The organism is Microbacterium sp. GbtcB4 (genome assembly GCF_019091465.1).
GTDB classification, from domain to species: Bacteria; Actinomycetota; Actinomycetes; order Actinomycetales; family Microbacteriaceae; genus Microbacterium; species Microbacterium paraoxydans.
This window is the reverse complement of the sequence record NZ_JAGXJJ010000357.1, coordinates 1-247: the sequence shown is the minus strand read 5'-3', so window position 1 is coordinate 247 and position 247 is coordinate 1. Positions and strand designations below refer to the sequence as shown.

Sequence of the window (247 nt, the reverse complement as noted above, 5' to 3'; positions counted from 1 at the left end):
CGCTCCTGCTGCCGATGCGGATATTCCACGAAGAGCACGGCGTGCAGTTCGGGTTCCTTCACAACGTCACAGACATCCAGTTTGACAGCGAGGACGGTCGCATCCAGGCGACGCGCATCGCCTGGGTCGCCGGCGGCGAGCCCGGCCGCGTCGACCTCGGACCGGCCGCCCTGGGTCTGGCGACGCTCCGGTCGCTGGCGGCGAACTCCGTGAACAGCGCCCTGCTCCCCCCTCCCGGGCTGTAGGC

Annotated in this window: 1 protein-coding gene; it reads left to right on the top strand. The window is 70.0% G+C overall.

Going from position 1 to position 247, the window contains the following annotated elements:
* Window positions 1-245, top strand: a 245-nt coding sequence (locus KVS71_RS18150) for an oleate hydratase (RefSeq protein ID WP_217585233.1), incomplete at its 5' end; no start/stop codon positions are given.
* Between the last annotated feature and the right edge of the window lie 2 nt (window positions 246-247).